The 26,518-nt window shown below is 69.0% G+C and carries 26 protein-coding genes; 5 read left to right on the forward strand and 21 right to left on the reverse strand.

Going from position 1 to position 26,518, the window contains the following annotated elements; all coding sequences use genetic code 11:
• Positions 1 to 3 precede the first annotated feature (3 nt).
• The 4 genes from AC5RVG_RS01155 to clpS all read right to left on the reverse strand — a co-directional run bounded on the left by AC5RVG_RS01155 (position 4) and on the right by clpS (position 3,012).
• On the reverse strand, positions 4 to 798 hold the full coding sequence (locus tag AC5RVG_RS01155; RefSeq protein WP_494012411.1) for an MBL fold metallo-hydrolase: 795 nt from the start codon (positions 796 to 798) through the stop codon (positions 4 to 6).
• Positions 795 to 1,751 carry a glutamate racemase gene (gene murI / locus AC5RVG_RS01160; protein ID WP_494001275.1) on the reverse strand — a complete coding sequence of 319 codons (957 nt, stop codon included), beginning with the start codon at positions 1,749 to 1,751 and terminating at the stop codon, positions 795 to 797. The genes AC5RVG_RS01155 and murI overlap by 4 nt, the downstream gene beginning before the upstream one ends.
• Before the next feature lie 352 nt (positions 1,752 to 2,103).
• On the reverse strand, positions 2,104 to 2,679 hold the full coding sequence (locus AC5RVG_RS01165; protein ID WP_494012412.1) for a DUF2017 domain-containing protein: 576 nt from the start codon (positions 2,677 to 2,679) through the stop codon (positions 2,104 to 2,106).
• Positions 2,680 to 3,012: an ATP-dependent Clp protease adapter ClpS gene (gene clpS / locus AC5RVG_RS01170; RefSeq protein WP_493979739.1), complete on the reverse strand. Its 333-nt coding sequence runs from the start codon at positions 3,010 to 3,012 to the stop codon at positions 2,680 to 2,682.
• Between the two features lie 200 nt (positions 3,013 to 3,212).
• Here clpS and AC5RVG_RS01175 point away from each other — a divergent pair, with 200 nt between their 5' ends.
• Together AC5RVG_RS01175 and AC5RVG_RS01180 are read left to right on the forward strand one after the other, a co-directional pair.
• Positions 3,213 to 4,544, forward strand: a complete 1,332-nt coding sequence (locus tag AC5RVG_RS01175; protein ID WP_494012413.1) for a nicotinate phosphoribosyltransferase — start codon at positions 3,213 to 3,215, stop codon at positions 4,542 to 4,544.
• Positions 4,541 to 5,158 (forward strand): isochorismatase family protein, encoded by a 618-nt coding sequence (locus AC5RVG_RS01180; RefSeq protein ID WP_494000105.1) that lies wholly within the window; start codon positions 4,541 to 4,543, stop codon positions 5,156 to 5,158. Before AC5RVG_RS01175 ends, AC5RVG_RS01180 begins: the two co-directional genes overlap by 4 nt.
• A gap of 15 nt (positions 5,159 to 5,173) precedes the next feature.
• Here the strand turns inward: AC5RVG_RS01180 and AC5RVG_RS01185 are convergent, their stop codons facing one another.
• The 8 genes from AC5RVG_RS01185 to AC5RVG_RS01220 all read right to left on the reverse strand — a co-directional run bounded on the left by AC5RVG_RS01185 (position 5,174) and on the right by AC5RVG_RS01220 (position 15,375).
• On the reverse strand, positions 5,174 to 6,961 hold the full coding sequence (locus AC5RVG_RS01185) for a DEAD/DEAH box helicase (RefSeq protein ID WP_494012414.1): 1,788 nt from the start codon (positions 6,959 to 6,961) through the stop codon (positions 5,174 to 5,176).
• Positions 6,958 to 8,388 (reverse strand): MFS transporter, encoded by a 1,431-nt coding sequence (locus AC5RVG_RS01190; protein WP_494012415.1) that lies wholly within the window; start codon positions 8,386 to 8,388, stop codon positions 6,958 to 6,960. Before AC5RVG_RS01190 ends, AC5RVG_RS01185 begins: the two co-directional genes overlap by 4 nt.
• Before the next feature lie 87 nt (positions 8,389 to 8,475).
• Positions 8,476 to 8,784: a DUF3039 domain-containing protein gene (locus AC5RVG_RS01195; protein ID WP_493979734.1), complete on the reverse strand. Its 309-nt coding sequence runs from the start codon at positions 8,782 to 8,784 to the stop codon at positions 8,476 to 8,478.
• 91 nt (positions 8,785 to 8,875) lie between these two features.
• Complete coding sequence (locus AC5RVG_RS01200; protein ID WP_494012416.1) at positions 8,876 to 10,447, reverse strand: transporter; 1,572 nt, start codon at positions 10,445 to 10,447, stop codon at positions 8,876 to 8,878.
• Complete coding sequence (locus AC5RVG_RS01205; RefSeq protein WP_494012417.1) at positions 10,429 to 11,385, reverse strand: ABC transporter ATP-binding protein; 957 nt, start codon at positions 11,383 to 11,385, stop codon at positions 10,429 to 10,431. Before AC5RVG_RS01205 ends, AC5RVG_RS01200 begins: the two co-directional genes overlap by 19 nt.
• Positions 11,386 to 11,433: 48 nt before the next feature.
• Positions 11,434 to 12,546, reverse strand: a complete 1,113-nt coding sequence (locus AC5RVG_RS01210; RefSeq protein ID WP_494012418.1) for an NADH:flavin oxidoreductase/NADH oxidase — start codon at positions 12,544 to 12,546, stop codon at positions 11,434 to 11,436.
• The gene (locus AC5RVG_RS01215; RefSeq protein WP_494012419.1) at positions 12,547 to 13,506 is read right to left on the reverse strand and encodes a tetratricopeptide repeat protein; all 960 of its coding nucleotides are present in this window, start codon (positions 13,504 to 13,506) and stop codon (positions 12,547 to 12,549) included.
• 78 nt (positions 13,507 to 13,584) lie between these two features.
• On the reverse strand, positions 13,585 to 15,375 hold the full coding sequence (locus AC5RVG_RS01220) for a DUF8094 domain-containing protein (RefSeq protein WP_494012420.1): 1,791 nt from the start codon (positions 15,373 to 15,375) through the stop codon (positions 13,585 to 13,587).
• 322 nt (positions 15,376 to 15,697) lie between these two features.
• Between AC5RVG_RS01220 and AC5RVG_RS01225 the strand changes: the two genes are divergently transcribed.
• Positions 15,698 to 17,035 carry an AI-2E family transporter gene (locus tag AC5RVG_RS01225; protein WP_494012421.1) on the forward strand — a complete coding sequence of 446 codons (1,338 nt, stop codon included), beginning with the start codon at positions 15,698 to 15,700 and terminating at the stop codon, positions 17,033 to 17,035.
• Positions 17,036 to 17,042: 7 nt separating this feature from the next.
• Here the strand turns inward: AC5RVG_RS01225 and AC5RVG_RS01230 are convergent, their stop codons facing one another.
• Entirely contained in the window at positions 17,043 to 17,369 is a 327-nt protein-coding gene (locus tag AC5RVG_RS01230; RefSeq protein ID WP_494000114.1) for an Rv1322 family protein, read from the reverse strand.
• Between the two features lie 99 nt (positions 17,370 to 17,468).
• On the opposite strand from AC5RVG_RS01230, the gene nucS reads away from it, so the two are divergent.
• Both nucS and AC5RVG_RS01240 read left to right on the forward strand, forming a co-directional pair.
• Positions 17,469 to 18,164 carry an endonuclease NucS gene (gene nucS / locus AC5RVG_RS01235; RefSeq protein WP_494000115.1) on the forward strand — a complete coding sequence of 232 codons (696 nt, stop codon included), beginning with the start codon at positions 17,469 to 17,471 and terminating at the stop codon, positions 18,162 to 18,164.
• A 322-nt stretch (positions 18,165 to 18,486) separates the two neighbouring features.
• Positions 18,487 to 18,690 (forward strand): cold-shock protein, encoded by a 204-nt coding sequence (locus AC5RVG_RS01240; protein ID WP_136787594.1) that lies wholly within the window; start codon positions 18,487 to 18,489, stop codon positions 18,688 to 18,690.
• A 104-nt stretch (positions 18,691 to 18,794) separates the two neighbouring features.
• Here AC5RVG_RS01240 and murA read toward each other — a convergent pair whose 3' ends face one another.
• The 8 genes from murA to AC5RVG_RS01280 form a co-directional block, all read right to left on the reverse strand.
• Complete coding sequence (gene murA, locus AC5RVG_RS01245) at positions 18,795 to 20,075, reverse strand: UDP-N-acetylglucosamine 1-carboxyvinyltransferase (RefSeq protein WP_494012422.1); 1,281 nt, start codon at positions 20,073 to 20,075, stop codon at positions 18,795 to 18,797.
• A gap of 104 nt (positions 20,076 to 20,179) precedes the next feature.
• Positions 20,180 to 20,611, reverse strand: a complete 432-nt coding sequence (locus AC5RVG_RS01250) for a DUF2550 domain-containing protein (RefSeq protein ID WP_493989254.1) — start codon at positions 20,609 to 20,611, stop codon at positions 20,180 to 20,182.
• 6 nt (positions 20,612 to 20,617) lie between these two features.
• Positions 20,618 to 20,914: a F0F1 ATP synthase subunit epsilon gene (locus AC5RVG_RS01255; protein WP_494000118.1), complete on the reverse strand. Its 297-nt coding sequence runs from the start codon at positions 20,912 to 20,914 to the stop codon at positions 20,618 to 20,620.
• Positions 20,915 to 20,919: 5 nt separating this feature from the next.
• The gene (atpD, locus tag AC5RVG_RS01260; protein ID WP_494012423.1) at positions 20,920 to 22,383 is read right to left on the reverse strand and encodes a F0F1 ATP synthase subunit beta; all 1,464 of its coding nucleotides are present in this window, start codon (positions 22,381 to 22,383) and stop codon (positions 20,920 to 20,922) included.
• Between the two features lie 58 nt (positions 22,384 to 22,441).
• Positions 22,442 to 23,335: a F0F1 ATP synthase subunit gamma gene (locus AC5RVG_RS01265; RefSeq protein ID WP_493979721.1), complete on the reverse strand. Its 894-nt coding sequence runs from the start codon at positions 23,333 to 23,335 to the stop codon at positions 22,442 to 22,444.
• A 71-nt stretch (positions 23,336 to 23,406) separates the two neighbouring features.
• Complete coding sequence (atpA, locus tag AC5RVG_RS01270) at positions 23,407 to 25,044, reverse strand: F0F1 ATP synthase subunit alpha (RefSeq protein ID WP_494000121.1); 1,638 nt, start codon at positions 25,042 to 25,044, stop codon at positions 23,407 to 23,409.
• Positions 25,045 to 25,147: 103 nt separating this feature from the next.
• On the reverse strand, positions 25,148 to 25,957 hold the full coding sequence (locus AC5RVG_RS01275; RefSeq protein WP_494012424.1) for a F0F1 ATP synthase subunit delta: 810 nt from the start codon (positions 25,955 to 25,957) through the stop codon (positions 25,148 to 25,150).
• Positions 25,957 to 26,505 carry a F0F1 ATP synthase subunit B gene (locus AC5RVG_RS01280; RefSeq protein ID WP_494012425.1) on the reverse strand — a complete coding sequence of 183 codons (549 nt, stop codon included), beginning with the start codon at positions 26,503 to 26,505 and terminating at the stop codon, positions 25,957 to 25,959. Before AC5RVG_RS01280 ends, AC5RVG_RS01275 begins: the two co-directional genes overlap by 1 nt.
• Between the last annotated feature and the right edge of the window lie 13 nt (positions 26,506 to 26,518).

The raw sequence follows: 26,518 nt of genomic DNA on the forward strand, positions 1-26,518 counted from the left end.
CGCTTAAACGACGTAGCTGACGCCGGCTACCGCGACCGCGAGATCGCCGACGTAGGTTTCGCGGGCCTCCTCGACGGTACGCACGGAGTCGTTCCAGACGGGCAGGTGGGTCAGCAGCAGCCGCCGGACCTGCGCCTCGGTGGCAGCGGCACCGGCCCGCTTTCCGGTGAGGTGCACGCCGTCGACGGCGTCGTCGCGTCCCTCGTGGAAGGCCGCCTCGCACAGGAACATGTCCGCGCCGAACGCCGCTTCGACCAGTGCGGGACAGCTGTCGGTGTCACCGGAGTAGGCCAGCACCCGCGTGACCGGCCCCTCGGACGTGGGCTCCGTAGCCTCGACCCGGATCGCGTAGGCCTCATCGACAGGGTGGCGCACCGGATACGGCGTGATGGTGAACGGGCCCAGCTTCACCGGTTCCCGTTCCGCCCAAACGTGGAAGTCGAACTCCTCTTTCATGCCCGGATCCAATTCCAGCCCGTAGGCGGTGGCCATGCGGTCCGCCGTGGCGGCCGGCCCCCACACGGTGATGCGGCCCTTAGTCCAGCCGTCGGGATTCCAGCGCACCGCCACATGCAGGCCGCACAGGTCCATGCAATGGTCCGGGTGCAGGTGGCTCAGGAAGACGGCGTCGATATCCTCCAACGCCATGTAGCGCTGGGCGGTGCCCAGGGCGCCGTTGCCCAGGTCGAGCAGGATGCGCCAGGTTCGCTCGCCGTCGTGGGCGCTGACCAGATAGCACGACGCCGGGGACTGCGGTCCGGGAAACGAGCCGCTGCAGCCGATGATGGTCAGGTTCATGCCCGCTCCCCCGGGTTGTACTGCCCCGATGCACCGGCAAACGGCGAAACCTTCGGGCCCGCCTGCGCCCCGGCGCGCGCGGCGGCAACCATCTCCGGGGTGATCCTGGCCATGCTCCCGGTGGGATACTGCGCCGCCACGTGCTCCACATGCTCCACGGCGATCACTTCCGGCCCCAGGAACCGGCGCGCCAGCACCTCGAAGGATGCGGCGTCGCCCGTGGCAATGAAGTGGTGCCGGCCCGGCGTCCCTTCCGGACGCAGCAGATCGTGGGACACCAAAGACCGGTAAACATCCTTGGCGGTCTCTTCCGCGCTGGAAACCAGCGTCACGCCGTCGCCCATGACGTAGGAGATCACGCCGGTCAGCAGCGGATAGTGCGTGCAGCCGAGCACCAGCGTGTCCACGTCGGCACGCTTGAGCGGCTCCAGGTACTCCTCGGCGGTGGACAGCAGCTCCTGGCCGGCCGTCACGCCGGCCTCAACGTATTCCACGAACCGGGGGCAGGCCACGGAGGTCACGTCGAGGTGCGGCGCGGCGGCGAAGGTGTCCTCGTAGGCGCGGGAACCGACGGTGGCCGAGGTGCCGATCACGCCGATCCTGCCGCTCCGCGTGGAGGCGACCGCGCGGCGGACGGCCGGCTGGATCACCTCGATCACCGGGATGCCGTAGCGGGCAGTGTAGCGCTCCCGGGCGTCGCGCAGGACGGCGGCCGAGGCGGAGTTGCAGGCGATCACGAGGAGCTTCACGCCGGCGTCCACGAGTTCATCCATCACGCCCAGCGCGTTCGCGCGGACCTCGGCGATCGGTAGCGGTCCGTAGGGGCCGTTTGCGGTGTCGCCGACATACAAGATGGATTCGTTGGGCAGCTGGTCTATCACTGCGCGAGCCACGGTCAGCCCACCCACCCCGGAATCAAAGATGCCGATCGGAGCTGCGGGTTGGATCAACATCTTCAGTTTCACTGCCTTTCCGGGCTCATGTTCACTAGAGGATAAGACGTTGGCGGCCGGTTGAGCGAACTTCTGCGCGGCTTCTGTTAGCCATCTCACAGTGTTTCCCCGCCGACGGCGGCCTCCCGACCGGGGCGCCGTCTGGGCGCGGACCCGGAAAGGTTGCGGCCCATCCCCGGCGGCCGTGGCCGGGCCGCCGCAGGGCGTGGCCCCGCGATCTCGGGGCCTCGGGTTCACGTGTCTAGGGGCGCGCGGGGGGCGTGGCTCAGCGGTGCCGGCCCGACGCAGCATGGCTCAGCGGTGCCGGGCCCGCCGGGGCGTGCTCAGCGGTGCCGGGCAGCCGGGGCGTCGCTCAGCGGTGCCGGCCCGACGGGTGGTCCAGCCCGTCCAGCAACGCCTGCATCAGGGTCTCCTGAAGCCAGGTCATGAAGTTGTAGACCAGCGCCAGATAGGTCTCGAGGTCCTCGGCCTGGGACCAGTCGTCGATCTCATGCAGGGCCTGGGCGTCCTCGTCTGTGCGCAGCTCCAGCCGCTCGGCCAGCACCAGGCGGACGTCGTTCACGGCCCGGGCGAACAGCCGGGCCTGATCGTCGGTCAGGTGCAGCGGCGTCTGTTCGAGCAGCAGCGCGCTGGCGCGCAGCGCCCCGAGCTTGTCCTCCCGCAGCGAGCGTTCGGTGAGCTTGCGGAACTCCAGGGCCTCGCCGTCGTCGTGCTCCACAGCATCCGGCAGCAACCGGAGCAGCGCGGGGTCCCGGGGCTTGGCGGCATCCATGTCCAGGCCGACGATCGCCGCGAGCGGATCCTCGTCCTGCCGGTCGACTTCCAGCATGGCGACGACGTCCGCGAACAGCTTCCGGATCAGGTCCCGCTCGGCGGGTTCCAGGAACCCGGTGATTCCCTTGCGCGTGTGCTTGAATGCCTTGGCCATCTACGCCTGGTCCGCCTTCTGGTACGTGGCCCACAGGCCGAACGAATGCATCGCCACGGTGTCCCGCTCGGCCTGCTCGCGGCTGCCCGTGGCCACCACCGACTTCCCCTGCTGGTGCACCTCAAGCATCAGCTTGCGGGCCTTGGTTTCCGAATAGCCGAAGTAGCTTTGGAAGACATAGCTGACGTAGCTCATCAGGTTGACCGGATCGTTCCACACGATCACGACCCACGGGGTGTCCTTGGCCGTAAGTTCGGCGGATTCCGCGCGGCGGGACGTCTCGATATCCGAGTCCAGCACGGTTGTGCAGGAGGGAAGGATGCTCACGGTCATGGCTTCCATTGTAGGCAGGGCGCGCCCTTCCGGCCCGACGGCGGCACGGAACTGCCCGGACGGCGACGGCGGCACGGAACTGCGCGGACGGCGACGGCGGCACGGAACTGCCTTCCGGCCCGACGACGGCGCGGAACTGCCCGGAGGGCGACGGCGGCGCGGAACTGCCCGGAGGGCGAAACAGGATTAGAGTCGGGGATGTGAACATCGCAGCCGGCTGGGCGCACCCCAGCACCTCCCTGTACACCGACCATTACGAGCTGACCATGCTCCAGGCCGCCCTGCACTCCGGCGCGGCGCACCGGCGTTCGGTCTTCGAGGCGTTCGCCCGGCGGCTGCCGGAAGGCCGCCGGTACGGCGTGGTGGCCGGAACCGGCCGGATCCTCGAAGGCCTGGAACACTTCACGTTCTCCGAGCACCAGCTGGACTTCCTGGCCCGCACCGGCGTGGTCGACGCGCGCACCATCGACTGGCTGGCCGATTTCCGATTCTCCGGCGACATCTACGGCTATGCGGAGGGCGAGGCCTACTTCCCGTATTCGCCGATCCTGGTGGTGGAGTCGAGCTTCGCCGAGGCCTGCGTGCTGGAGACCTTCATCCTGTCCGTGCTGAACCACGACAGCGCCATCGCCTCGGCCGCCTCGCGGATGACCGGGGCCGCCGGCAGCCGGCCCTGCATCGAGATGGGGTCCCGCCGCACGCACGAGGAGTCGGCGGTGGCTGCCGCCCGGGCTGCGGTGATCGGCGGCTTCTCCAGCACCTCCAACCTGGAAGCCGGCTACCGGTACGGCGTCAAGACGGTGGGCACCGCCGCCCATTCCTTCACCTTGCTGCACGACACCGAGCAGCAGGCCTTCGAGGCGCAGCTGGCCTCGCTGGGCGTGGGTACCACCCTGCTGGCGGACACGTACGACGTCGAAACCGCCGTCCGTACGGCGGTGGACCTGGCGGGTCCGGAGCTGGGCGGCGTGCGGCTGGATTCCGGCGACCTGATCGCCCAGGCCCAGTGGGTGCGCCAGCTGCTGGACGACCTGGGCAACCACCACACCCGCATCACCGTCACCTCGGACCTGGACGAATACGCGATCGCGGCCCTCGCCTCGGCTCCGGTGGATTCCTACGGCGTCGGCACCGCGCTGGTCACCGGATCCGGGGCCCCGACCGCCAGCATGGTCTACAAACTGGTCAGCCGCGAGGGCAGCAACGGCGAGCAGGTGTCGGTGGCGAAGGCGTCGAAGAACAAGATTTCCGTCGGCGGACGCAAATACGCGCTGCGCCGGCTGGACGGGCACGGGTCGGCCACGGCCGAGGTGGTCGGCATCGGCCACCCGCCCTTCGACGACGGCAACGACCGCCCGCTGCTGCAGCAGTTTGTCACGAACGGCAAGCTGGCGGACGGCTGGACCGGCGCCGAGGGCGTCCGCCGCGCCGCCGAACGCCACACCGCTTCCATGGCCGAGCTGCCCGGCGCCGTGAACCGGCTGCAGCGCGGCGAGGCCGCCATTCCCACCGAATTCGAGGAGCAGCCATGACACGCGCACTGATCATCGTCGACGTCCAGAACGACTTCTGCGAGGGAGGCGCCTTGGCCGTCGACGGCGGAGCGAAAACTGCCGCCGACATCAGCGAGCACCTGGAGACCCGGCCGGACGAATACGACGTCGTGGTCGCGACCCAGGACTGGCACGTGGATCCGGGCAGCCACTTCTCCGACGAGCCGGACTTCGTGGACAGCTGGCCGCGGCACTGCGTCGCCGGTACCCGCGGGGCTGACCTGCATCCCGACCTGGACACCGACCGGATCGACGCCTACTTCCGCAAGGGCCAGTACGACGCCGGCTACTCCGGCTTCGACGGACTGCTGGCACCGGCGGACGAGGTGGCCACCGGGGAACGTGAGGGCGACGAGGAGGAAGAGCTGGTCGAGATGCCCAGCCTGGACGACTGGCTGCAGGAGCACGGGGTGGACGAGGTGGTGGTGGCCGGGCTGGCGACCGACTACTGCGTCCGCCAGACCGCCCTCGATGCCGCCCAGGCCGGCTACGCCACCGCCGTGAACCTGGCGCTGTCGGCGGGAATCAACGCCGGGCGCGTCGAGAAGACGTTGGCCGAATTCAGCGACTACGGCATCGACGTCATCGAATAGCCGGCCGGCCGCCGGCTACTTCCGGCCGATGAACCAGTCCTGGAGCTTCTTCAGGCGCCGGTTCAACTGCTCCTCGTTGGCCTGGGCCACCGGCGGGCCGCCGCAGACCCGGCGCAGCTCGGAGTGGACCACGCCGTGCGGCATGCCGGAGCGCGCTGACCAGGCGGACACGTTCTTGGCCAGCTGGTTGCGCAGTTCGGTCAGCTGCCGGTGGTCAACCACGGCCGGGGCCGGCTCGGGATCCGCGGCCCCGCCCGAACGCTTGCGTTTGCGCGACTGCTGTTCCTGCTGGCGCTGGCGCAGCAGCATGCCCACCTGCTCCGCGTCCAGCAGCCCCGGAATGCCCAGGAAGTCCAGTTCCTCTTCGCTGCCGAGCTCTCCCCCGGTGCCGAACTCGGCGCCGTCGAACAGCACGCGGTCGAAGGACGCCTGGGAGTCCAGCGCCTCAAACTTCTGCTTGGTCAGCGCATCCGAGGCCGACTCTTCCCGGTTGGCCTGCTCCATCAGGGCCTCTTCGGGAATGAAGCCCTCGTCGTTGTCCTTGTCCGGCCGGTCCAGCGCGTGGTCGCGCTCCAGCTCCATCTGGTTGGCCAATTCCATTAGGTTCGGCACCGACGGAAGGAACACCGACGCCGTTTCGCCGCGCTTCCGGGCGCGCACGAAGCGGCCCACCGCCTGCGCGAAGAACAGCGGGGTGGCCGTCGAGGTGGCGTAGACCCCGACCGAGAGGCGGGGCACGTCCACGCCTTCGGAGACCATGCGGACGGCGACCATCCAGCGGCTGTCCCCGGCGGAAAAGGCCTCGATCTTTTCGGAGGCGCCGGCGTCGTCGGAAAGGATGACGGTGGCGGATTCCCCGGTGATCTTCTTCAGCTGGCCGGCGTACGCCCGCGCGTCCTCGTGGTCGGTGGCGATCACCAGGCCGCCGGCGTCGGGCACCGCCCGGCGGACCTCGGTCAGCCGCTTGTCGGCGGCCGCAAGCACCGACGGGATCCATTGCCCCTGCGGGTTCAGCGCCGTGCGCCAGGCCTGCGCGGTGATGTCCTTGGTGACCGCGGCCTCGCCGAGCGACGCGGCGTACTCCTCCCCCGCACTGGTGCGCCAGCGCATCTGCCCTGAGTACGCCATGAACATGACCGGGCGCACCACGTGGTCGCGCAGGGCGCTGCCGTAGCCGTAGGTGTAGTCGGCCCGCGAGCGGCGGATGCCGTCCTTGTCCTCGGCATACTCCACGAACGGGATCGCCGCCGTATCCGAGCGGAACGGGGTGCCGGTCAGCGCCAGGCGCCGGGCGGCGGGTTCAAACGCCTCTCGGATGCCGTCGCCCCAGCTGAGGGCGTCGCCGCCGTGGTGGATCTCGTCGAGGATCACCAGCGTCTTGGCGGCCTCGGTCTTGGCCCGGTGCAACAGCGGCTTCATGGCCACCTGCGCGTAGGTAACGGCGACGCCGATGAAATCGCGGCCGTGCGAACCGTCCGAGTTCTTGAAGTTGGGATCGATCGCCAGCCCAACGCGCGCCGCGGCGTCCGCCCACTGGCGCTTGAGGTGGTCGGTCGGGGCGACGACGGTGATCCGGTTGACGATCCCCCGGTCCACCAGTTCGGTGGCCACGCGCAGCGCGAAGGTGGTCTTGCCCGCGCCGGGGGTAGCCACGGCCAGGAAATCCTGCGGGGCCATCTCGAAGTACTTCTGCAGGGCCTCGGCCTGCCATTGGCGCAGTTTGGGGGCGGTGCCCCAGGCGGCCCGTTCCGGGTAAGCCGGCGGCAGCACCGGTCCGGCGCCGAATAGTGTGTCGTTGCTCATGTGCCGGCCTCCTCCCGTTGTTCCTTTCCGTTTCCAATCCGTTCCGCGCTGCGCCAGCCGGTGGCGATCCCGCCCGCCGCCACCACGGCCAGCACCAGCCAAATGACCACGTAGACGCCCACCGAGCCCGGGTTGTCCGGATCCCGCAGCAGCGCGAACAATCCGCCAGCCCCGGCGGTACCCACCACGCCGCCCAGCTGGTCGGCCAGCTGCAGCGACGCGGAGTTCCGTCCGCGCTCCTGGGGGGCGGACAGCTTCAGCACCATCACGGACGTGGTGGACAAGGCCATGCCCATCGAGAACCCGGCCAGCGCCCAGACGACGATGAGCGCCGCGAGCGGCACCGACGGCGCGGACACCAGCGCCATCAGCCCCATGGAGGCGGTCAGGATGCCGGATCCAATCACCAGCATCCGGTGCCGGGCGGTCTCGACGCGTGCCTGCAGCCAGGAGCCGATGCTCCAGCCGACCGCGCCGGCCGTCAGGGCCAGGCCCGCGGTGGCCGGCGAGATGCCGTGCGCCGCCACCAGCATCAGCGGGATGAACGCCTCGGCGCCGAAGAATGCCAGGTTGATCAGTCCGCGGGTGGCGATCACGCTGGGCAGCCCTCGACGCAGCCGCAAGGTGCCCGGCGGCATCAGCTTGGGCAGCGCCGCCAGCGCCAGCACCACGCCGCCGGCCGCCAGCGCGTACATCAGCACCAGCTTCCCGGCGGACCCGCCGGCGACCGCCTCGAACAGGGCCCACTGGGCCAGGAACACGCCGCCGGCCAGCAGCAGACCCCGCATCGCCTGCAGGCGCCCGCCGCGCTTGTCCGTGGTCGGGTTCTCCGGGGCTCCCACGCTGCCGGTCTGCGGCCAGATGACCAGCACGGCCAGCAGGAAGATCGGCGCCACGCCGTAGAACACCAGGCGCCAGGAAAGGTACTGGGCGACGACGCCGGCGGCCAGCGGCCCCACCAGCGACGGCACCACCCAGGCCGCCGCCAGCCAGCCAAAGACCACCGGCTGCAGCCGCTGCGGATAGACCTGTCCGATGATCACGTAGACGGCCACGATTGCGAACCCGCCGCCCAGCCCGGCCACGGCGCGGCCCGCGGTGAAGATCCAGAATTCCCCGGCCACCCCGGACAGGACCAGCCCGGCGACCATCAGCACCAGCCCCGCGGCGAGGGCCGGGCGCGGGCCCTTCGCGTCGCACCAGACTCCGGCCACCACGCTGGCCAGCAGCGAAGCGGTCAGGAACATGGAGAACGCCAGCCCGTAGGCGGACTTGCCCTCCAGGTCGGCCGCCACCACCGGCATCGCCGTCGCCACCGCCACAGCCTCGAACGCCGCCAGCGTGATCACCGTCAGCAAACCGATGGTCAGCGGCCGGTAGGCAGCAGACATGGCGCCGGGCGCGCGGATGGCGGTGGATTCGGGCATCAAAAAACCAGGGCTGACTTTCTTGGCAGGCAGGGGCAAGCGCGGCGGGCACCGGACGCGCCCGCGCTCGTGGGGTGGGGAAGGTTACTACTTCTTCTTGCCGGAATCGTCGCCGCCGGGGCGCAGGCCCTCGTAGATGGCCTTGCAGTCCGGGCATACCGGGAACTTGTTCGGGTCGCGGCCGGGCACCCACACCTTGCCGCAGAGGGCGATCACCGGTTCGCCGGACAGCGCCGACTCCATGATCTTTTCCTTGCGGACGTAGTGCGCGAAGCGTTCCCGGTCGCCGGGCTCAAGCTCTTCGCGGAGTTCTTCACGCTCGATCGTCGCGGTGGACCCGCCCGGGGTCTGCGGCGCGCGGGGGTCGTTTTCGAAAGGATCCGGGGGAAGACTCATGCCACCCATCTTAACCCCTGAAACAGGAACGACGACGGCGGAGCCCGGCTCCCCCGTCGTCGTCGCCCGCCGCCGCGGCTGGGTTTGTGTGCTATTTGTTTTTGGCCACGGCCTGGAGGAGTTCCGGCGTCCGGCGGTCATACCAGCGGCCGCCCAGCTCGATGCCGACCACCAGCAGGACCGCCCCGAGCACGAGGCCGACCGCCAGCGCCAGCCAGCCCCACAGCGCGTCGCCGGTGAAGACACCGATCAGCGCCAGCACCAGTTCCGGCAGCGAGAGCAGCACCAGCACGCCGAGCCCGCCGAGCTGGACCAGCATCATCCGGGCTGTCGAGCCGGGCGGGGTCTTGAACGGGCTCTCCCCCGGCAGCGGCACGTTGTAGGTGTAACGGGCCGAGACCACGCTGGACAGGCCCAGGCCGGTCAGCAGCACGCCGAGGGCCACCCCGGCAACGGGCGGGAGCAGGTGCCACCCGCCGATGAACACGAACGGCAGGACGGTCAGCACGACGGTGGCCGGCAGCGCGATCACCGCGCAGGCCGCGGCCCGGCCGATCCGGTCGGCGCGTCCGCTCACGCCGGTGGTGACGTGCAGCGCGAACGCCGTGTTGTCGTAGGCGATGTCCGCGGAAATGCCGAAGGACAGCAGGAAGGCGATCATCGGGCCCATCCACAGCATGAAGGTGAAGTCGCCGGTCTGCGAGAGGCCGAAGAAGACCGCCACCGGTATGAGCGGAATGGAAACCAGGGACGCCCCGTAGCGGGGATCCTTGAACCAGTAGATGAGCGCGCGCGCCGCCACGGCTCCGGCAGGGGTTCCGGGCATCCGGGAGAACCAGCCCAGCCTGCCGCCGGCCTTCCGGGACACGGCGTTGTACGGCGGGGTGACCAGCGCACGGGCCAGGCTGAGCTTCCAGAGCCAGGCCAGCACGGCTAGGAAGGCCACCGCGATGAGCAGCCGGGCGGCGGCCGGGCCCCAGTTGCCCAGGGCCAGGTCGCCGGGGACGGCCCAGACCGCTCCCAGCGGCGACCAGGCCAGGCCCTCGGCCAGGGCCGGCAGGAAGTCCTGCGAGCTGCGGAACCCCTCGACGATGCCGACCATGATCGGTCCCAGCAGCACCAGCGGGATGATGCCGATGACGCCGCTGAGGTCCTTGAACCGGCGCGAGCTGGCCAGCGTCGTGGACGCCGACGTCGTCACGCGGGAGAGCACCACGCACGTCAGCGTTGCGATCAGGGCGCACAAGACGGCGGCCACGAGCGCGGCCGGGTGCTGCCACCAGGCGGCCGCATGCCCGAGCGCGGCGACCAGCGTCACCACGCCCGGGATGCCGACCAGCCCGCCGATGGCGAGCCCGAGCAGCAGCTGGCGCATGGGCACGGCGTAGGTCACGAACCGGGCCGGGTCCAGCGTCATGTCCACGCCGGTGGCCATCATGGGGATCAGCGCCCAGCCTAGGAAGGCCGCGGAGCCGCCCAGCACCACCACCATGCGGGCCATGTCCGGCTCGGTGTAGCTGAGGAAGAACAGTCCGGAAATCAGCAGGGCCAGCATGCCGATCGCGTACAGGCCCCCGAGGATCACCCCCACCAGCTGCCACGGGCTGCGTTTGAAGCCGTTGCGCAGCAGCGCCAGCTTCAGCCTTACGAGGTGCGCAACCACTCGAGCCCCTCCGCCTGGGTCCGTCCGCCGACCAGCTGGACGAAGCGCTCTTCCAGGCTCGCGCCGGCGCGGACCTCGTCCACGGTGCCGGCGGCCAGCACGTTGCCGCCGGCGATCACCGCCACGTGGTCGCACATGCGCTGGACCAGGTCCATGACGTGGCTGGACACGATCACCGTGCCCCCGGAGTCCACGTAGTCGTGGAGGATGTCGCGGATGTTCGCCGCGGAGACCGGGTCTACCGCCTCGAACGGTTCATCCAGCACCAACAGCTTCGGCGCATGGATCAGTGCGGTGGCCAGGGCGATCTTCTTGGTCATGCCGGCGGAATAGTCCACCACCAGGGTGCCGGCGTCGTTGGTCAGGTCCATGGCCCGCAGCAGGTCCGGGACGCGGGCGGCCACGGTCTCCCGGTCCATGCCCCGCAGCAGCCCGGCGTAGGTGACCAGCTGTTCGCCGGTCAGCCGGTCGAACAGCCGGACGCCGTCGGGCAACACGCCCATCAGGCGCTTGGCCGTCAGCGGCTCGGCCCAGACGTCCACGCCGTGCACCCACACCTGGCCGTAATCCGGCCGCAGCAGCCCGGTGGCCATGGAGAGCGAGGTGGTCTTGCCCGCCCCGTTCGGCCCGACCAGCCCGTAGAAGGACCCGGCGGGCACGTCCAGGTTGACGCCGTTGACGGCGATCTTGTCGCCGAAGCGCTTGGCCAGACCGCGCACCGCGAGGGCGGGAACGGGTCCCTGGGCGGGAACGGGTCCCTGGGCGGGAACGGGTGCCTGGGCGGGAACGGGGGCCTGGTCGGGCGCGGCAGCCGGCGCAGCGTCCGAAGGGCCGGGCGCCGGGTACCCCTGCGGGGCGGCGCCGCCCGGCACCGGTACCGCTATGCTGTTCTGCTCGTCCGGCTGCTGGACCGGAGGTTGTGATGGGTGCGAAGTCATGTGTCCACGCTAACAACCGGGGGTTCACCGGGACGTCATCCGCAAGGACTAATATTTCTCCGCCACCGCGGCACGCTCGTATTGCGGCGCCCACGCCAGTTCGTGGCCCAGTTCGACGGCGGCGCGCTGCCACCAGTGCGGGTCCCGCAGCGCCGCCCGGGCGAGCAGTACCGCGTCCGCCGAGCCTTCCCTGATGATCGAGTCGGCCTGCGCGGCCGTGGTGATGAGTCCGACGGCGCCGGTCGGGATGCCCGCCTGGCGCCGGATGGCGGCCGCGAAGGGCACCTGGTATCCCGGCCGCAGCGGGATGTTCGCCCCGTGCACCGCGCCGCCGCTCGAGACGTCCACCAGGTCCACGCCGCGGGCGGCGGCCTGTTCCACCACGTCGGCCACGGCCTCCGGTTCCAGCCCGCCGTCCGACCAGTCGGAGGCGGAGACGCGGAGCAGCAGCGGCATGGCGTCCGGGATGACGCCGCGGACCGCCTCCACCACCTCCAGCAGCAGCCGGGCACGCCCGGCCGCGGTACCGCCCCAGCCGTCGGTGCGGGTATTGACCAGCGGCGAGAGGAACTGGTGCAGCAGGTAGCCGTGGGCGCCGTGGATCTCCACTGTGTCGAAGCCGGCCCAGACGGCACGTGCCGCCGCGTCGCGGAAGTCAGCGATGACCCGCCGGATGCCGGCCTCGTCCAGGGCGTCCGGCGCCGCGTAGCGGCCAAAGGCGGCAGCCGTCGGGCCCACGGTCCGCCAGCCCCCCTCGGCGGGCGGCACCGAGCCGGACTTCGGGGCGAAGGGCGCGTAGGTCGACGCCTTGCGCCCGGCATGGGCCAACTGGATCCCGATTTTGGTGTCCGCCGAGCCATAGCGGTGCACGAACTCCGTGATCCTGCCCCACGCCTGGGCCTGGTCGTCGGTCCAGATGCCGGTGTCCTCGGGACTGATCCGGCCGGCCGCGTCAACCGCTGTCGCCTCGGTGAGGATCAGCGCAGCCCCTCCGGCGGCGAACTGGCCCAGATGCATCAGGTGCCAGTCGTTCGGCGTCCCGGGCGCGTCCTCCCGCCGCACCGAGTACTGGCACATCGGCGCCACCCAGCCGCGGTGCAGGAGCTGCAGACCGCGCAGTTTCAGCGGCTCGAACAGGCCGCCGGCTACAGCCTGCGCCATTTAGAAGAGCGCCCTGGCCAGAGCCTGGCGTGCCTTGGACACCCGCGGGTCGGTACTGCCCACCACGTCGAACAGTTCCACGAGGCGGGCCCGGGCGGCCTCCCGTTCATCCCCGGCGTGGCGGCTGATGAAGCCCACCAAGCGGGCGAAGGCGTCCTCGACATGGCCGCCCGAGACGTCCAGGTCGGCAACGGCCAGCTGGGCCTGCAGGTCGTCGGGCCGGTCGGCCGCAGCGGCCCGCAGCCCGGCCGCATCGGCCCCCTGCAGCCGCTGCAGCAGCTGGACCTGGTACAGGCCGGTGCGCGCCTCGTCGTCCGCTGGCTGCTCGGCCAGCGCCTTCCGGTATGCCGCGGCGGCGCGATCAAAGTCCCCGGCCTCGATGGCCTCGAACGCTTCCTGGTGCAGCGGCGGCAGCGGCTTCTCTTCCTCGGCCGGGGCATCGCCCGCTCCGGGCGCGGTGCCGGTGACGCCGTTGGCCTGTGCCACCTTGAGCAGCTCGTTGACGAACTGCCGCAGCTCGTCGGCCGTCGCCGCCCCCTGGAACAGCGGGATCGGCTGCCCCTTCAGGAGCGCCACGGCGGCCGGCACGCTCTGCAGCTGGAAGGCCTGGGCGATGCCGGGACTGGCATCGACGTCGACCCGGGCCAGCACAAAGCGGCCGGCGAACTCGTTCGCCACCTCCGCCATGGCGGAGGCCAGCTGCTGCGCCAGGTCGCTCCATGACGCGGTCAGTTCCACGATCACGGGGACCTGTGCGGACAGCTGGACGAGCGGCTGGAAGCTCTGCTCGTTGACCTCGACGATGTAGCCCGGAGCTTCGCCTTCACCCGCTGCCGGCGCGCCGGCGGCCGGCGTGCCTCCCGCCGGCGGCTGCGGCTTTTTCAGCGCGGACAGGTCGACGGCGCCGCGGAGGCTGACGGAAGACGGCGCGGGGCCCTGTCCTGGAGTTGGAGTGGTCATGACATCACACTAATACGTCTCGGTCGGCGCCCGGAATTTTGCCCGACCGGGCCGGCGTCGCGGCCCGGCCGGCCGGGGCTACTTCAGTTCGGCGTCCACCAGGCCCTGGGCGACGCCCACCAGGGTGAGCCGGTCGTCGGAACCGGCCGGCGGCACGTACAGGAAGACGGACTCGCCGTAGGTCACGTCCACGCCTTCGGTGGTGGAGTCATCCCCTGCCAGCGCCGCGAACTCGGGCGAGAGTTCCACGGTGGCGCCGGCCTCGGCCGGCACGCTGCTCATCACCGACTCCATGTGGCCGAACACCACGGCGCCGCCGTCCGCGGTGCGGAGCGCCCGCAGCGAGCCGTCGTCGACGCTGCGGCTGAAGGAGATGTCGGCGTTCTTGTTGGATTTCACCTGGTCTTTTTGGAACGCCTGGATCTGCTCGGAGAAGGTGTTCTTACCGATCGCGTCCTTGTGCTTGCCGTCGTCGAGGTTCTCCGCGACCATTTTCACCGCCGCCTGCGGCGCGTACAGCAGGCCTTCCCCGGCGTCCGGCGCCACGGCCGGCGTCCCGCCGCTCTCGGTGGAGACCTGCGGGAACGTGGTGCCCGGCAGCATCTGGAGCGCGCCCACCATCCGGTAGTTCGAGCGCGGATCCTGCTGCACCAGCACGATCACCTGCGGCACCGGATTGTCCTCGCCCTCCGTGACCGTCACGACCGTCCGCGGCCAGTCGGCACTCGTGCTGACCATCGAGGTCAGGATCGGCCCGGCAGCCACCGGGACGGGAGCCGCAGCCTCGCCGTTTTCGGCCCGAACCTTGTAGTTGGCCTCGCGGACGGTCAGGGCGGCACCGGCGACCCGCGGCTTCAGCTTGCCGGAATCCCGCGCCGAGTCTGCGTCGGAGACCGCCTTCGCCACCGAGTCCATGATCCGGGTCAGTTGGCCCTCCAGCACCACCGGGTGGCCGGCGGCTTCCCCTGCGCCCTGGGACGGGGCGGCCGGAGAGGCGGCGTGGGCGGGAAGCACGGCGCCGGAGGCCAGCACCACGGCCGCTCCCGCAGCGGCGGCGGCGCGCAGGCCCAGCTTCGGGCGTTCCATCAGGGAACGGCGGCCCGGTGACCGCTCGCCCTGTTCGGGCTTTTCCAGGCCCGCGTCTCCGGGCCCGGCCTGGCCGGGACGGCCGGCCGGAACACTGCCGCCCCGCTGAGCCAGCGGTGCCGTTTCCGGCCCGCCTGCGTTCGGCCGGCCGCCGCCGCCCCGGGGGTCGGAGTCGCCGCCGGGGACCGGCCGGTTCGGGCGGCGGGACACCACGGCCATCGCCACGCCGAGCACCAGCAGCAGGGCTCCGATGATCATCAGGGCCAGCGACCACGGCACCGAGGTGTCGTTCGGCCAGGTGACGGTCACCGTCGTCGGCGCCGGCTCGGTGCCGTCCGCGGCCAGCAGGATGGACCACTCGCCGTCGGCCGGGGCCAGCCACCGGTGCTCAAGGCTGCCCTCGGCCTTCTGCTGGCTCACCCACAGGTCGGAGCCCGCAGGGTTCGGCACCTTGGCCTCGCCCTCGGTTACGGTCCCCTGCAGTTGCCCGTCCTCGATGCCTGTCAGGGAGGTGTGCGCCGCCTCTCCGACCCAGGCCTCGACGTCGCCCGCTCGGCCGATGGCCAGCAGGAACTCGCCGTCGGCCTCCACCGAAACGTCCACTTCTTCTTCGTGGACACCGAAGACTTCCGGTTCGATGACGGTCACGGGTGCGGTTGCATCGGCTGCCGTGTAGGTGGCCGAGGCACGCTCGGGCGGCGCCCACACGGTCCGCTGGGCGATGCCCAGCGCGATGGCCAGCAGGCCGATCACCATCAGGGCCACTGAAATCTTAAAACGCACAAAAATACCAATCGTCGATCGCTGCAGGAGGGAAGGGCCGCAGGGACGCCCAAGCCTCCAGGGCCGGCCGGGGTGCCCGCCATCGGTCATGCTTTATAACCCTATGGTAACGAACCCTCTCGGCCGTCCGTGCGCGGCCGGACCGCGTGGTCCGCCGCGGACCGCCTTTTGCCCTTTTTGCCGTCGGCATCCGCTGCCACACCATACCGGACTGGTAGTCTTTCGCTCAGAATTGCCCCTATCCTGCGCCGTTGTTGCTTAGCGCGTGACAAGTGCGCCCGCCCGCTGCTTCAGCGGCTGCAGGCGGAAGAGAGGATGCTGCGTGAGCGAACCCCGGGATGCTCCCACGCCCGCCGCCGGCAACGGATCGCCGGCCGAGGGCCAGCCCGCCGACCTCGCGGCACCGGCCCCGGATCCCGCCGCGCCGGCCACGGATCCCGCCGCGACGGCCGGCTCTCCGGCCTCGACGCCGGTCATGGCGGCTCGCCGGCACGCCGTGCTCGGCGCCCTCGGGCGCCTCGGCGCCTCGATGCCCCGCGCCCGGCCGCGCGTCCGCTTCCAGATGCCGCCCGAGGACGATTCCCCCGCCGCCGCCCGCGACGGCGCCGCAGGCACCGAGTTCTCCCCCGCCCGGCACCCGATCCACTTCGGATTCATGGCCACGGTCGGCGTCGGTTTCGCGCTGCTGCTCTACTTTGTGCTGACCAACGTCGGCGAGCTGCTGGCGTGGATCGCGGCGGCGCTCTTCATTGCCCTGGGGCTCGATCCGATCGTCCGCTGGCTGGAAAGCAAGGGGCTGCCGCGTCCGGCCGGGGTCATCATTGTGGTGCTGATCCTGGCCGGGCTGATCGCGGCGTTCATCTCCACGCTCATCCCGACCATCGTCAACCAGACCACGCAGATCGTGGCCAACGCTCCGCGCTATGTCGAGGACATCCTGAACTCGGCCTTCTTCCAGACGATCGATGCGCAGTTCCAGGTCCGGGAACGCATCGACATCGAACTGGAGCGGTTCTTTGCCAGTTCCGAGAACGTCACGGGCATCTTCGGCGGCGTTCTCGGCGTCGGCAGTGCCGTGCTCCAGGGTGCGTTCGGGGCGCTGATCGTGCTGGTGCTCACGCTGTACTTCCTGGCGTCGCTCCCGGCGCTGAAGGTGTGGGCCTACCGGCTCGCTCCGCGGTCCAAGCGGCGACAGGTGCAGCGCCTGTCCGAAGAAATCACCGGCAGCGTGGGCAGCTATGTGATCGGCCAGGCCTGCGTGGCCCTGATCAACGCGGCGGTGGCGTTTATCGCCATGACCATTGCGCAGGTGCCGTTCACGGCCTTGCTGACCTTCGTCGTCGGCCTGCTGGCCTTCATCCCGCTGATCGGGGCCGTGATCGCCGGCGGGTTCGTCTCGCTGGTTGCCCTGACCGTGGGCTGGCAGCCGGCGTTGCTGTTCGCCGTCATCTACTTTGCCTACCTGCAGATCGAGGCCTACTTCGTCTCTCCGCGCATCATGCAGCGCGCGGTGGCCGTCCCCGGCGCCGTTGCCGTGATCGCCGTGATTGCCGGCGGTTCGCTGATGGGTGTGCTGGGCGCCCTGATGGCGATTCCGGCCGCGGCGTCGGTGATGCTGCTGCTGAAGGACGTCTTCATCGTCCGGCAGGACCGGAACTGAGGCCGGGTCAGCGGTAGCGGAAACTGCGGGTCTGCCAGCAGCGCGGATGCCAGTGCCGCCGCTCGGCCAGCGCCGTCTCGCCGCCGAACAGCGAGTCGGCCTGCCAGGCGACGAGGTGCTCGATCCCCGGGCCGATCGTCCGGTTGCAGCCCGGGCAGGTGTACTCCTTGGCGGCGTTCGACGGGGTGATGCGCCGCACGTTCCATTCGCCGTCGGGCGCGTTCTGGCGCTCCGGAATGCCGGCCCGGGCGCGGTCCAGGTCCAGCTCGTTGGCCCGCGTCCACTTGCTGCTGCCCGCCCCTGAGCGGCGGCGCGGGCGGTTGGAACGGGGCATGCCACCATTCTGCCCCACCGGCGCGGCCCCGGCCGAACCGCGCCCGCCCGCCGCGGCACCGGACCGACCACGCAGCCGGCACCGGTAAAGTGGCCTACTGTGCGTCTTGTCATTGCCCGTTGCTCCGTCGACTACATCGGCCGCCTCCGCGCCCACCTGCCGCTGGCCACCCGCCTGCTGATGGTGAAGGCGGACGGCTCCGTCCTGATCCATTCCGACGGCGGTTCCTACAAGCCGCTCAACTGGATGAGCCCGCCGGCGAATCTCCGGGTGGCGGAGCCGGAGGCCGACGACGCCTCCTCGGGCGTCCGCGAAGTCTGGCACGTCCAGCATGCCAAGAGCGACGACCGCCTGGTGATCAGCATCCACGAGCACCTGCACGAATACAGCCACGACCTGGGCGTGGACCCTGGGCTGGTCAAGGACGGCGTGGAGGCCGACCTGCAGCGCCTGCTGGCCGAACAGATCCACCGCCTCGGCCCCGGCCACACCCTGGTGCGGCGCGAATACATGACGGCGATCGGGCCGGTGGACATCCTGGCCCGCAACGCCGACGGCGGGACCGTGGCCGTGGAGCTCAAGCGCCGCGGCGACATCGACGGCGTGGAACAGCTGACCCGCTATCTGGAGCTGCTCAACCGCGATCCCCTGCTGGCTCCGGTCAAGGGCATTTTCGCGGCCCAGCAGATCAAGCCGCAGGCGCGCGTGCTTGCCGCCGACCGGGGCATTGAATGCCTGACCCTCGATTACGACGAGATGCGCGGCGTGGACGACGCCGACTCCCGCCTGTTCTGACGCTCCGGCGGGCGTGCAACAGCGCGCGCTCTCCTGCCGCTGGTGCCGCGCTCGTCGCCCGCCTGGCGGTAATTAACCCCGCGCCGAACTCTCGCTTAATAAAAGATTGAATTGTTCTTTGTACCGTTGACCGCCCATGGGGCTTATGTGATGCTTAACTCAGTCTTTGTGTAGGTGTGGTTTTCATGCTCGCAAGACGTGTTGCGAGTGTGAAGCTCCACGGCGTCCGGCCCCCAGGCCGTGTCGTTTGGATCTTCCACGGAGTAACCGGGTTGGTACGAGGTGTGCCGGCTTGTTTTTGTTTCACGATGAGGAGATTTAAATGGCACAGGGGACCGTTAAGTGGTTTAACGCGGAAAAGGGCTTCGGCTTCATCACACCGGATGAGGCCGACGGCGACGTCTTCGTTCACTACTCTGAAATCCAGTCGGGCGGATTCAAGACCCTCGACGAAAACCAGCGCGTGAGCTTCGAGATCGGCCAGGGCGCCAAGGGCCCCCAGGCCACCGGCGTCACTGTCATCTAGCTTCGGCTTGGCAGGGCGGGCCCTCCACGGCACCGCCACACACACAGAACCCCTCCGATGCCTTCGGAGGGGTTCTGTGTATTCCGGCGTCGGACGCTGCGGCGTCAGGCGGGAAGCTTCGGCGGTCCCAGCCGGACCACGTCTCCGCCCAGTGCGCGCAGGCGTTCGTCGAACCGCTCGTATCCCCGGTCAATGTGCTCGACGCCGTGGATCTCGGTGGTGCCGTCGGCCACCAGCCCCGCGATCACCAGCGCGGCGCCGGCCCGGATGTCGTTGGCCTCGACCGGTGCGCCGGAGAGCTGCGGCACCCCCTTGATCAGCGCGTGGTGCCCGTCCAGCCGCACCACCGCTCCCAGCCGGGCCAGTTCGGAGGTGAAACCCCAGCGCGCTTCGAAGACGTTTTCCGTCACCATGCCGTGCCCGTCCGCCACGGCATTCAGCGCGACGACGAACGGCTGCAGGTCCGTGGGAAAGCCGGGGTACGGCAGCGTGGAGACGTTGATCGGCCGCGGGCGCTCCGGTCCTTCCACCGTGAATCCGTCGTCCCTGCTGGTGATCCGGCAGCCGGCCTGTTCCAGCTTGTCCAGGACCACGGCCAGGTGGCCGGGGTTGGACCTGGCCACGTCCACCGTTCCACCGGTGACGGCAGCTGCGAAGGCCCAGGTCCCGGCGACGATCCGGTCCGGCACGGTGCTGTGGCGCACGGGCTGCAGGCTCTCCACGCCGGTGATGACCAGCGTGGGCGAGCCGATCCCTTCGATCCGGGCACCCATCGAGACCAGCAGGTCCGCGATGTCGGTGATCTCCGGTTCCCGCGCCGCGTTGTCGATCACCGTCACTCCCCGGGCCAGGGTCGCGGCCATCATCAGGTTTTCGGTGGCGCCGACCGACGGATACGGCAGGCGGTGGTGGGTCCCGTGCAGCCCCTGCGGCGCCTTGGCCACCAGGTAGCCGTGGTCGATGCTGATGTGGGCGCCCATCTGTTCCAGCCCGGCCCGGTGCATGTCCAGGCCGCGGCTGCCGATGGCGTCTCCCCCGGGCAGTGCCACTTCCGCCTGCCGGCAACGTGCCACGAGCGGGCCGAGCACGGAAATGGAGGCCCGCATGGCGCGGACCAGGTCGTAGTCTGCCTGGTGGGCCGGCGCCTCCGGTACGTCGATGTGGACGCTGGCGGCGTCCACGTCGTAATCCACCCCGCAGCCGAGCCGACGCAGCAGTTCCGACATGATCCAGACGTCCTGGATGTCCGGCACATTCGTGATCGTGGAACGGCCCTGTGCCAACAGCACCGCGGCCATCAGCTTCAGGACGCTGTTCTTGGCGCCGGGAACCTCCACCCGCCCGTTCAGCGAGCTGGGGCCATGCACCACGATCACGTTCTCCATGGAAACCATCCTACGGTTGGGGCGGGACTGCGCCGGTTACGAACGGCTGGGCCGGTTAAAGACGGACGGCGCGGCTCCTGGAAGAGCCGCGCCGCAGAGGGATCTCAGCGCCAGGTGCCGATGCCGATCACCGGCCCGGCTTCCAGCCAGGACGAGAGACCCGCATAGACGTCGAAGGTCATGGCCATCGACAGATCCTGTTTTTCGTGCGTGAGCATCACGACGATCGCACCGGGCTGGATCTTGGCCCGCTCGGTTTCGGTCGGCTGCCGCCAGCCCTGCAGTTCCAGCGAACTGCGCCGGAACCGATAGCGCGGTTTGGGGCTCAACGACAACAGGCGCAGCCATTCCAGGTGCGTGTCCGTATAACGACAAACCCCCATCTGCCAGCTGCCGGGCAGCATGGCGATGGAGGCGTCGAAGGTGCCAAGGGCGCGCCGCAGCTGGTAGCGGCGCACCCCGAAGGCGACCAGTGCCAACACCAGCAGCAGGAAGACTGCGGCCAGTATGGCGAACGTGACGTCGAGACCGTTCACCGGCGGCTAGCGGGTTCCCGCCGTAGCCTCGTCGCCCACCGTCGCGTTGTCTGCGACGATGACGACCCGGTTGCTGTCGACAGAGAAAAACCCGCCGTCGACATTCACGTTGATGCGCTCACCGGAGACCGGCTCGATGACCAGCTCGCCGGCGGCCAGGACCGCCAGCACCGGGCTGTGCCCGGGCAGGATCCCGATCTCGCCGTCGCTGGTCCGCGCCCTGACCATTGTTGCCGGGCCGGACCACACGAAGTGGTCGGCGGCAACAATCTCAACTTCCAGTTCAGCAGAAATATTAGCCACAGGCCTTACTTCCCGGTCTGTTCCTGGATCTTGGCCCACTGGCGCTCCACGTCGTCCAGGCCGCCCACGTTGAAGAAGGCCTGCTCGGCGATGTGGTCGAGCTCGCCGTCGCAGATGGCCCGGAAGCCTTCCACGGTGTCCTTGATGGAGACCGTGGAACCCTCGACGCCGGTGAACTGCTTGGCGGTGTAGGTGTTCTGCGACAGGAACTGCTGGATGCGGCGGGCGCGGGCGACGACGATCTTGTCCTCTTCGCCCAGTTCGTCAATGCCGAGGATGGCAATGATGTCCTGCAGTTCCTTGTTCTTCTGCAGGATCTGCTTCACGCGGACCGCGGTGTTGTAGTGGTCCTGCCCGATGTACTGCGGATCCAGGATGCGCGACGTCGAGGTCAGCGGATCCACGGCCGGGTACAGGCCGCGCGAGGCGATTTCACGGGACAGCTCCGTGGTGGCGTCCAGGTGGGCGAAGGTCGTCGCCGGTGCCGGGTCGGTGTAGTCGTCCGCGGGGACGTAGATCGCCTGCATCGAGGTGATCGAGTGGCCCTTGGTGGAGGTGATGCGTTCCTGCAGCACGCCCATCTCGTCGGCCAGGTTCGGCTGGTAGCCCACGGCCGAGGGCATGCGGCCCAGCAGCGTGGAAACCTCGGAACCGGCCTGCGTGAAGCGGAAGATGTTGTCGATGAACAGCAGCACGTCCTGCTTCTGCACATCGCGGAAGTACTCCGCCATGGTCAGGGCGGACAGGGCCACGCGCAGACGCGTTCCCGGCGGCTCATCCATCTGGCCGAACACCAGCGCGGTGTCCTTGAGCACGCCGGCTTCTTCCATTTCCACCCAGAGGTCGTTGCCCTCGCGGGTACGCTCGCCAACGCCGGCGAACACCGACGTGCCGCCGAAGTTGCGGGCCACACGGGTGATCATTTCCTGGATCAGCACGGTCTTGCCCACGCCGGCGCCGCCGAAGAGGCCAATCTTGCCGCCCTTGATGTACGGGGTCAGCAGGTCGATCACCTTGATGCCGGTCTCCAGCATCTCGGTGGAGCCTTCCAGCTCGGCGAAGTTCGGTGCCTTGCGGTGGATCGGCCAGCGCTCGGTGATTTCCAGCTGGGACGCTTCGACGTCGAGCGGCTCGCCCAGGACGTTGAAGATGTGGCCCTTGACGCCGTCGCCCACGGGCACGGTGATCGGGGAGCCGGCGTCCTGGACCGTGGTGCCGCGGACCAGGCCGTCGGTGGCCTGCAGCGAGATCGCGCGGACCAGGTTGTCGCCCAGGTGCTGCGAGGTCTCGAAGGTGATGGTGCGGGTCTCGCCGTTGAGGGTCACCTCAGCGGTGAGGGCGTTGTACATTGCGGGGATTGCGTCCGCCGGAAATTCGACGTCGACAACCGGGCCGATGACACGGGCGATACGGCCGGTAGCGCCCGTAGCGACGGAACCGGTTCCGTGCTCGATGGTTTGGGCAGTCATCTTTCTCACTTCTCAGTTTCGATGGCGTGGTTATGTGTGCTGTTGCTGCAGGGACTTATCAGGACGCCGCGAGGGCGTCCGCGCCACCGACAATCTCGGTGAGTTCCTGCGTAATCTCTGCCTGGCGCGCGTTGTTGCGCAGACGGGTGTACTTCTCGATCAGGTCCGTGGCGTTGTCGCTGGCCGACTTCATCGCGCGCTGGCGTGCAGCGAGCTCGCTGGCAGCGGCCTGGAGCAGGGCTGCGAAGATGCGCGACTCGATGTAGCGCGGCAGCAGTGCGTCCAAAACCTGCTCGGGCTCCGGCTCGTACTCGTACAGCGGCAGCAGATCGGTCTCTGCGGTGGCCTCTTCTTCCACGACCTCCAGCGGCAGCAGTCGGATGACCGCGGGCTCCTGGGTAACCATGGACTTGAAGCGGGTGTAGACAATGTGGAGCTCGTCTACGCCACCGTCCTCATACGGCGTGTTGAAGTCGGAGAGCAGTGCCTCGCCGATCTCGCGGGCGGTCGCGAACTCAGGAGCGTCCGTTCCGCCCGTCCAGACCTGCTGGTACTGAATGTTCCGGAAGTCGAAGTAGGCCTGCGCCTTACGGCCGACCAGGTAGTGGCGGACTTCCTTGCCTTCTCCATGAAGCAGCTCGGTCAGGGACTGGGCCTGCTTCAGCACCGACGCGGAGTACGATCCCGCCAGACCGCGGTCGGAGGTCAGCACGAGCACGGCGGCCCTGCGGATCTGCTCCGGCTCGGTGGTCAGCGGATGGTCGATCTCGGACTGCGAGGCCACGGCAGAAACGGCACGGGTGATCGCATTGGCGTACGGCAACGAGGCCGCGACGCGGCTGCGGGCCTTGCCAATGCGTGAGGCGGCGATCAGCTCCATCGCCTTGAAGATCTTCCGCAGCGACGAAGTCGATGCGATCTTCTGGCGGTAGACCCGAATCTGGGCTCCCATACTCTTCCTTTCCTCGTCCTCGGCGGCCGGACGGAACCCTCAAGTGGTTCCGCCCGGCCAACGAAGATGAATTAGCGCTTCTGCTTGACGATCTGTTCCTGGGCGACTTCGTCTTCGGCCAGGGGGTCGTACTCTTCGTGGCCGGCGCCGACCAGACGGCTGTCGCCCTCCCCGAAGAAGCCCTGCTTGAAGTCCACGATCTGCGACTTCAACTCGTCCACGGTCGAATCCTCGAGCAGATTCGTCTGGGCGATCGTCGTCAGCACCGAGCTGCGGTGCCGCAGGTGCGAGAGGAACTCGGTCTCGAACCGGGTGACGTCCTCGACCGGAACATCGTCCAGGTAGCCGTTGGTGCCGGCCCAGATGGACACGACCTGGTTTTCCACCGGGTACGGCGTGTACTGGCCCTGCTTCAGCAGTTCCATGAGGCGCGCACCGCGGGTCAGCTGCTGGCGCGACGCCGCATCGAGGTCCGAGGCGAACATGGCGAACGCCTGCATGTCCCGGTACTGGGCCAGGTCCAGCTTCAGCGTGCCGGAGACCTTCTTCATGGCCTTGACCTGTGCCGCACCGCCCACGCGGGAGACGGACACGCCGACGTCCACGGCGGGACGCTGGTTGGCGTTGAACAGGTCGGACTGCAGGAAGATCTGGCCGTCCGTGATGGAGATGACGTTGGTCGGAATGTAGGCCGAGACGTCGTTCGCCTTGGTCTCGATGATCGGCAGGCCGGTCATCGAACCCGCGCCCAGCTCGTCGGAGAGCTTGGCGCAACGCTCCAGCAGGCGGGAGTGCAGGTAGAACACGTCGCCCGGGTAGGCTTCGCGTCCCGGCGGGCGGCGCAGCAGCAGCGACACGGCGCGGTAGGCTTCGGCCTGCTTGGAGAGATCATCAAAGATGATCAGAACGTGCTTGCCGGAGTACATCCAGTGCTGGCCGATGGCCGAACCGGCGTACGGCGCCAGGTACTTGAAGCCGGCGGGATCGGAGGCCGGGGACGCCACGATGGTGGTGTACTCCAGCGCACCCTTGTCCTCCAGGGTCTGGCGGACGGCGGCGATGGTCGATGCCTTCTGGCCGATCGCCACGTAGATGCAGCGGACCTGCCGGTTGACGTCACCGGACTCCCAGTTGGCCTTCTGGTTCAAGATGGCGTCGACGGCGATGGCCGTCTTGCCGGTCTGGCGGTCGCCGATGATCAGCTGGCGCTGTCCGCGGCCGATTGGGATCATCGCGTCGATGGCCTTCATGCCGGTCTGCAGCGGCTCGTGAACGGACTTGCGCTGGGTAACGCCGGGAGCCTGCAGCTCCAGTGCGCGGCGCTCGTGCGATTCGATCGGGCCCTTGTCGTCGATGGGCAGGCCCAGCGGGTCCACGACACGGCCGAGGAAGGCGTCGCCGACCGGTACGGACAGGATCTCACCGGTGCGGTGAACTTCCATGCCTTCTTCGATGCCGGTGAATTCACCGAGGATTACGACGCCGATTTCGCGGGTGTCGAGGTTCTGGGCCAGGCCCAGGACGCCGTTCTCGAAACGCAGCAGTTCGTTCGCCATGGCCGAGGGAAGACCCTCGACACGGGCGATGCCATCGCTGGCGGTGGTCACGTGGCCGACTTCGACCCGCTCGGCGCTTCCGGGTTCATAGGACGCCGCGAACTCGTTCAGCGCATTGCGGACGTCGTCGGCGTTGATGGTCAATTCGGCCATCTGCAGTCCCTGCTCTCCTGTGTTTATGATCATCGCGTGGTGCGCGACGACCGGTGTGTTTTTCAGTCTGTGTGAGGCTTCCGGCCCAGTCTCCGCGAGGAGGCTAAACCGCGAGACTCCGGCGGAGCTCGGCCAGGCGGGAGATCACTGACGCATCCACGACCTCATCCCCGACCATGACCCGCACGCCGCCAACCAGCCGTGGATCCACGTTGAAGTGGATCCGCAGCTCCCGGCCGTACAACCGGTTGAGCCCGGCCTGCAGGCGGCTCATCTGTTCGCTGGTCAGCGGACGGGTAACGCTGACCTCCGCGATCCAACGCTGCTGGCGCTTGGCCACCAACTGGATGAACCGCTCTACCAGGGCCGTGGGCTTGATGCCGCGCGGGGCGGTTACCGCCTGCCGGATCAGCAGCTGTGCCACGGGGCCCGCGGCCGGCACCAGCTTCAGCGCCAGCGCCGATTTGGCTTCGTCCGAAGCCTGGGGTTCCAGCAGGGCACGCTGCAGGCCGTGGTCCGACCCGACAATGCGGTTGAACGCGAACAGGTCCCTCTCCAGACCTTCGAGTCCGTCAACACCCTGGCCCTCTGCGACTGCGACAGCCGTCGTGGCCGCCAAGGTCTCCAAGGCGTCCCCGATGTCGCGCGCAGAGGCCCAACGCGCGGCAGCCAACGAGGTGGCGATGGCCCGGGCATCCGCCGAGACCTTCCCCTCGAGGAGGCGGCCGAACATGTCGGCCTTCTCGCTGCTGTCGCGCGCCGGATCGGTCAGGGCACGGCGCAGACCGGCATTGCTGTCCAGCAGGCCCAGGATCCCAAAGAGTTCCTCTGCCAGGGACAGCGAAGCGGTGGGAAGCTTAGCCTCCAGTTCCTGCTGTGCCGCTTTCAGTGACTCGCTCGATACACCGGCCATTATTTAGCAGCACCTGCACTCTGAGACTCAAGGTCGGCGAGGAAGCGGTCCACGACGCGGGCAGCGCGTGCGTCGTCGTTCAGCGACTCGCCGACAATCCTGCCGGCCAGTTCGGTGGCCAGGGTGCCGACTTCGCTGCGCAGCGATGTCACGGCTGCCTGACGCTCTGCATCAATCTGGACCTGGGCCTGCTCGCTGATGCGTGCAGCCTCTGCCTGGGCCTTTTCCTTCAGCTCCGCCAGGATCTGGGCGCCTTCGGCGCGGGCGTCCTCGCGGATGCGGTTGGCTTCCGCGCGGGCGTCCATCAACTGCTGCTTGTACTCGTCCAACGCAGCGCTGGCTTCGGCCTGGGCGGCCTCCGCCTTGGCAATCCCGCCCTCGATGGCTTCGGTGCGCTCCGCATACGTCTTCTCGAACGCCGGAACGACGAACTTGGCGACGATGTACATGAGAATCGCGAAGCCGATCAGCGTGACGACGATTTCCCAGACGTTAGGGATCAGAGGGTTTGCACCCTCCGCGGCGGCGAGGATCATAGCCTGATTCATATCTCACCCGTCC

The sequence above is a fragment of the Arthrobacter senegalensis genome, assembly GCF_059091765.1.

Coding starts and splice junctions, on each gene's coding strand:
- AC5RVG_RS01155 (WP_494012411.1), bottom strand. CDS start 798: ATGAACCTGACCATCATCGGCTGCAGCGGCTCGTTTCCCGGACCGCAG.
- murI (WP_494001275.1), bottom strand. CDS start 1,751: ATGTTGATCCAACCCGCAGCTCCGATCGGCATCTTTGATTCCGGGGTG.
- AC5RVG_RS01165 (WP_494012412.1), bottom strand. CDS start 2,679: ATGGCCAAGGCATTCAAGCACACGCGCAAGGGAATCACCGGGTTCCTG.
- clpS (WP_493979739.1), bottom strand. CDS start 3,012: ATGACCGTGAGCATCCTTCCCTCCTGCACAACCGTGCTGGACTCGGAT.
- AC5RVG_RS01180 (WP_494000105.1), top strand. CDS start 4,541: ATGACACGCGCACTGATCATCGTCGACGTCCAGAACGACTTCTGCGAG.
- AC5RVG_RS01185 (WP_494012414.1), bottom strand. CDS start 6,961: ATGAGCAACGACACACTATTCGGCGCCGGACCGGTGCTGCCGCCGGCT.
- AC5RVG_RS01190 (WP_494012415.1), bottom strand. CDS start 8,388: ATGCCCGAATCCACCGCCATCCGCGCGCCCGGCGCCATGTCTGCTGCC.
- AC5RVG_RS01195 (WP_493979734.1), bottom strand. CDS start 8,784: ATGAGTCTTCCCCCGGATCCTTTCGAAAACGACCCCCGCGCGCCGCAG.
- AC5RVG_RS01205 (WP_494012417.1), bottom strand. CDS start 11,385: ATGACTTCGCACCCATCACAACCTCCGGTCCAGCAGCCGGACGAGCAG.
- AC5RVG_RS01210 (WP_494012418.1), bottom strand. CDS start 12,546: ATGGCGCAGGCTGTAGCCGGCGGCCTGTTCGAGCCGCTGAAACTGCGC.
- AC5RVG_RS01215 (WP_494012419.1), bottom strand. CDS start 13,506: ATGACCACTCCAACTCCAGGACAGGGCCCCGCGCCGTCTTCCGTCAGC.
- AC5RVG_RS01230 (WP_494000114.1), bottom strand. CDS start 17,369: ATGCCCCGTTCCAACCGCCCGCGCCGCCGCTCAGGGGCGGGCAGCAGC.
- AC5RVG_RS01240 (WP_136787594.1), top strand. CDS start 18,487: ATGGCACAGGGGACCGTTAAGTGGTTTAACGCGGAAAAGGGCTTCGGC.
- murA (WP_494012422.1), bottom strand. CDS start 20,075: ATGGAGAACGTGATCGTGGTGCATGGCCCCAGCTCGCTGAACGGGCGG.
- atpD (WP_494012423.1), bottom strand. CDS start 22,383: ATGACTGCCCAAACCATCGAGCACGGAACCGGTTCCGTCGCTACGGGC.
- AC5RVG_RS01265 (WP_493979721.1), bottom strand. CDS start 23,335: ATGGGAGCCCAGATTCGGGTCTACCGCCAGAAGATCGCATCGACTTCG.
- atpA (WP_494000121.1), bottom strand. CDS start 25,044: ATGGCCGAATTGACCATCAACGCCGACGACGTCCGCAATGCGCTGAAC.
- AC5RVG_RS01275 (WP_494012424.1), bottom strand. CDS start 25,957: ATGGCCGGTGTATCGAGCGAGTCACTGAAAGCGGCACAGCAGGAACTG.
- AC5RVG_RS01280 (WP_494012425.1), bottom strand. CDS start 26,505: ATGAATCAGGCTATGATCCTCGCCGCCGCGGAGGGTGCAAACCCTCTG.